The organism is Microseira wollei NIES-4236 (assembly GCF_020521235.1).
Classification (GTDB): domain Bacteria; phylum Cyanobacteriota; class Cyanobacteriia; order Cyanobacteriales; family Aerosakkonemataceae; genus Microseira; species Microseira wollei.
In genome coordinates this window covers 1-4571 of sequence record NZ_BLAY01000343.1, presented here as the reverse complement: position 1 = coordinate 4571, position 4571 = coordinate 1, and the positions used below count along the sequence as shown (strand labels likewise).

Annotated in this window: 3 protein-coding genes; all 3 read left to right on the top strand. The window is 45.7% G+C overall.

All coding sequences use genetic code 11. The features are described from left to right. The first annotated feature begins 614 nt into the window (after positions 1–614). A complete protein-coding gene (locus MiSe_RS47750; protein ID WP_226594295.1) occupies positions 615–2150 on the top strand; it encodes a Swt1 family HEPN domain-containing protein in 1536 nt (511 codons plus the stop codon). Next, a complete protein-coding gene (locus MiSe_RS47745; protein ID WP_226594293.1) occupies positions 2137–3885 on the top strand; it encodes an eIF2A-related protein in 1749 nt (582 codons plus the stop codon). The genes MiSe_RS47750 and MiSe_RS47745 overlap by 14 nt, the downstream gene beginning before the upstream one ends. An 89-nt stretch (positions 3886–3974) precedes the next feature. Continuing rightward, complete coding sequence (locus tag MiSe_RS47740) at positions 3975–4388, top strand: WD40 repeat domain-containing protein (protein ID WP_264197116.1); 414 nt, start codon at positions 3975–3977, stop codon at positions 4386–4388. Positions 4389–4571 lie beyond the last annotated feature (183 nt).

Below are 4571 nucleotides of genomic sequence, written 5' to 3'. Positions count from 1 at the left end.
GGTTTGCGGGGATCGGTTTGAGCGCTAGCAACTTGAGTTACTTATGCAATATTTGGTATTAGATCGCTTAATCAGGGCCCAAATCTATCTTAAACTCTCTGAACCCCCCCTGAGCAAGGGGGGTTTGCGGGGATCGGTTTGAGCGCTAGCAACTTGAGTTACTTATGCAATATTTGGTATTAGATCGCTTAATCAGGGCCCAAATCTATCTTAAACTCTCTGAACCCCCCCTGAGCAAGGGGGGTTTGGGGGGATCTTAAGCCCCCCTTAGCAAGGGGGGTTTGGGGGGATCGGTTTTATCACTAGCAACTTGAGTTAGATAGCGGGTTGCTCAAGGAAGAATTAAGCAGAAATTACGCACGACGATCCTAGAAACCGGGTTTCTTTTTCATAGAAACCCGGTTTCTTTGCGTAAGTTCTATTAAGAAAGCTCTGACAAAATCAAAAATCACTCACAACAGGACTTACAGCAGATTGCAAGTGAGTGAAGTACAGCCTTTTGGCGCCTTTTGTGTAGCGGCAGCATTAATGCTGCCGCTACACAAACGAAGGTGTACCTCATGCGCCTGCAAACCGCTATAAAATGCGAATTGACTGATTCAGTAGATTGATCTATGACTCAGAGCGATCGCAAATTTAATAAACATTTGGTTGATAAAGCACTGGAAGAGATTTTCACCCCAGCGCTGCAACCTCTGATCGGGCGTAAAATGGAATCCAGATACGGCTCGAACTGGTTGCAGGATGCTCCACTGGGTTTGGAAGATTACTACTTTGACGGTAATGACCTCAAATGGAACGACCCAGCAGCAGTAATCAGCTTATTGCTAGACCAATGGAACGAAGCGTTTTTTGAACGGCACAAGCTTGATAACCGCGAACGCAATTGGGTGTATGAAATACGGAGTACGCGCAACGATGTCAAGCATAATAATGATGTGTTTGACTATGATTACAGCTTTCGCGCCTTGGACAGCATGGAGCGGTTGCTGATTGCGACTGATGCGAAAACAGCTGCTCAAGATGTGAAGCAGTTAAAGGAACAGTTGCAAAAATCGCCACCCGTGGGAGTGCGTCCTGAGTTCCAAGCGCTGATTCAGGAAAAAACCGAAGGCTTTGTCGGACGGGGATTTCTGTTCAAAGCGATACAGGATTTCCTCACCAGCCAGAGCAAAGGATACTTTATCATTGAAGCAGACCCCGGTGTAGGCAAAAGCGCGATTCTGGCTGAGTATGTGCGGCGGACAAACTGCGTGTTTCATTTTAATATTCGCTCTCAAGCCATCAATCGCGCCGAGCAATTTTTGCAAGGAATCTGTAGTCAAATTATTTCCCGCTACAGCTTACCTTATCCCTTAAACTTGCCACCGGATGCTACGGGAGATGGTAAATTTCTGGGAAAATTACTGGAAGAAGCTAGTGCCAAACTTAGAGCGGGAGACAAGCTAGTAATTGCTGTTGACGCACTGGATGAAGTTGACCAAACCGATCATAAGACTAACAATATTCTCTATCTACCCGTAACTTTACCCAAAGGAGTTTACTTTGTTCTCACCCAACGATCGATCCCCCTGCCTTTAAATGTTAATCCCGTTCCCTATCGCTTCGACTTGATGCAGTACCAAGCAGAAAGTTTGCCAGACATCCAAACTTACATTCGCACTCGCACCCAAAGATCGCCCCAGCTAAGCAAATGGATTGATGGGCAAGGGTTGAGCGTGGATGATTTTGTCACTCAGCTAGGGAACAAAAGCGAGAACAATTTCATGTATTTGCGCTATGTGCTGGGGGAAATTGAAAGCGGTAAGTACGCCGCAGATTTGACAATTGCTAAACTGCCGCAAGGTTTGATGGCTTATTATGAAGACCATTGGCGGCGGATGGGGATGCTGGATCAACCCTTGCCGATGCATAAGGTGGCAATTGTGTATTTTTTAGCGGAACTGCGAGAACCTGTTTCTCGGCGTTTGCTAGCTGAGTTGTCTGGTGAAAAAGCTGTGACGGTACAGATGGTACTCAACGAGTGGCAGCAATTTTTACGCGAAATACAGGTTGATGCTGAAACGCGCTACAGCATTTATCACCAAAGCTTTTCTGATTTCCTCTATCGTAAAGACATTGTACAGGCATACGGGGATGACTTTTCTTAAGAAAATTAAGACTCGCATTGTCGATAAATTTAGCGGCGGTGTGGGGACGAAGGAGATCGGGAAACATTTAGATAGCCTGGTGTCGGAAGATAGGGAGTATGCTTTGAAGCATTTACCAAAGCACATGATTGAGGCTGGGAGGTGCGAGCAATTCTATCAGTGGTTGACGGATTTTGATTTTATAGAGGCTAAGGTTTGTCATTCGGAGATTAAAATTCAGGAATTAATAGAAGATTATAATTTGGCGTTGAATGCTGATGTTTTGCTTTCTGGAGAACAACAGAGAGTTCTGAGATTAATTCAAGGGAGTTTGCGACTTTCGGCGCATATTATAGATGAAGATAAGACACAAAGGGCAGGACAATTATTGGGGCGGTTGGGATACTTCGATCTGCCAGAAATTCAGGTGCTTTTGGATAAAGCAAAGGAGTGGAAAGCAGCAGTGTGGTTGCGTCCTCTCACACCAAGTTTAACTCCTCCCGGTGGGCGTTTATTGCGTACTCTCTCTGGTCATGGCAGGGTAAATGGAATCGTAGTCACCCCAGATGGGAAGCACTTGATTTCTGGTTCCGATGACAAAACCCTGAAAATATGGGATTTACAAAGCGGAGAGGAGGTGTGTACTCTCAATGGTCATGGTGGTGCGGTAAAAGCAGTCGCTGTCACCCCGGATGGGAAGCACTTGGTTTCTAGTTCAGGTGACAAAACCCTGAAAATATGGGATTTAAAAACCAAGGAAGAGGTATTTACCCTGAATGTTTATGATAACGGGATAAGAGCAGTCGCTGTTACCCCAGATGGGAAGCACTTGATTTCTGCAAGTTACAACAGGCTGAAAGTTTGGGATTTGCACACCCAGGAAGAGGTGTTTGCGCTCAATGGTCACAGTGATTCGGTAGCAGAAGTCGCTGTCACCCCAGATGGCAAATACGTGATTTCTGCCTCATCTGATACAACCCTGAAAGTCTGGGATTTGCACAAAGGGGAAGAGGTGCGAACCCTCATCGGTCATAGTCGGGAGGTAACAGCAGTGGCTATCAGCCCAGATGGGAAATATGTGGTTTCTGGTTCAATTGATAAGACCTTAAAAGTCTGGGATTTACACACTGGGCATGAGGAGTCTAGCTTAAACGCTTATTCAATAAGTACACTTGCCTTCAGCCCAGATGGGAGGTACTTGATTTGTGGTTCCTTCGGCAGAAGCCTGACAGTCTTGGATTTACAAACAGAGAACCATGTGTTTAGTCTCAACGGTCATAGTCACGCAATAAGTGCAGTCACAGTTACTCCGGATAGCAAATATGTGATTTCTAGTTCAATTGATAACACCCTGAAAGTTTGGGATTTGCAAACAGAGGAAGAGGTATCTACCCTTGTCGGTCATCGTGATTCGGTTTTTGCCGTCGCCGTCACAGCGGATGGGAAATACGTCATTTCTGGTTCATGGGATAATACCCTGAAAGTCTGGGACTTGCTCACTAGGAAAGAGATGTATACCCTCTCAGGTCATAGTGACGAGGTAAGAGCAATCACCGTCACACCGAATGGGAAATATGTAATCTCTACTTCATCTGACACAACACTCAAAGTCTGGGATTTGCACACTGGGGAAGAGGTGCGTACCCTCATCGGTCATACTAAATTGGTAAATGCAGTAGCCATCACACCCGATGGAAAATACGTGATTTCTGGTTCCGATGACAAAACTATAGATTACAAAGCGGTCAGGAATTAACTACTCTCATCGGTCATACTAAAAGGTTAGAAGCAATCACCATCACCCCAGATGGAAAATACCTAATTTCTGGGTCTTATGATACAACAGTGAAAGTCTGGGATTTGCAAACGCGGAAAGAGGTTATTACCCTCTCCGGTCATACTCTCTGGGTAAGTGGAGTCACTGTCACCCCCGATGGGAAATACCTGATTTCTGGGTCAGGCGACAAAACTCTTAAAGTCTGGGATTTGCAAACCGGGGAGGAGGTGTCTACCCTCATCGGTCATAGTAAGGTAAGTGCCGTCGCCGTCACCCCAGATGGAAAATATGTGCTTTCTGGTTCCCGTGACAACACACTCAAAGTTTGGGATTTGGTATCGGGGGAAGTTATTGCTACTTTCACTGGAGAGGGTGCGATAAATTGCTGTGCTGTCGCACCAGATGGAGTGACAATTGTCGCGGGGGAGGCTTCAGGACGCTTGCATTTTCTGCGCTTGGAAAATGTGAATAGGGTTGAGTGAAGATAAATCAGCTGCGCGATCGCTCCTGAAAAACACCCATCAACTTTTTTCATGGCTGAGCGAGCGCTCCTAAAAAACACCCATCAAATTTTTTCATGGTTGATATCATGTCCTTAAGATTACCCATAATCATGAGCCGGGACACGGCATGATTAACGTTATCTGTTTGTCCGAGATATCTAT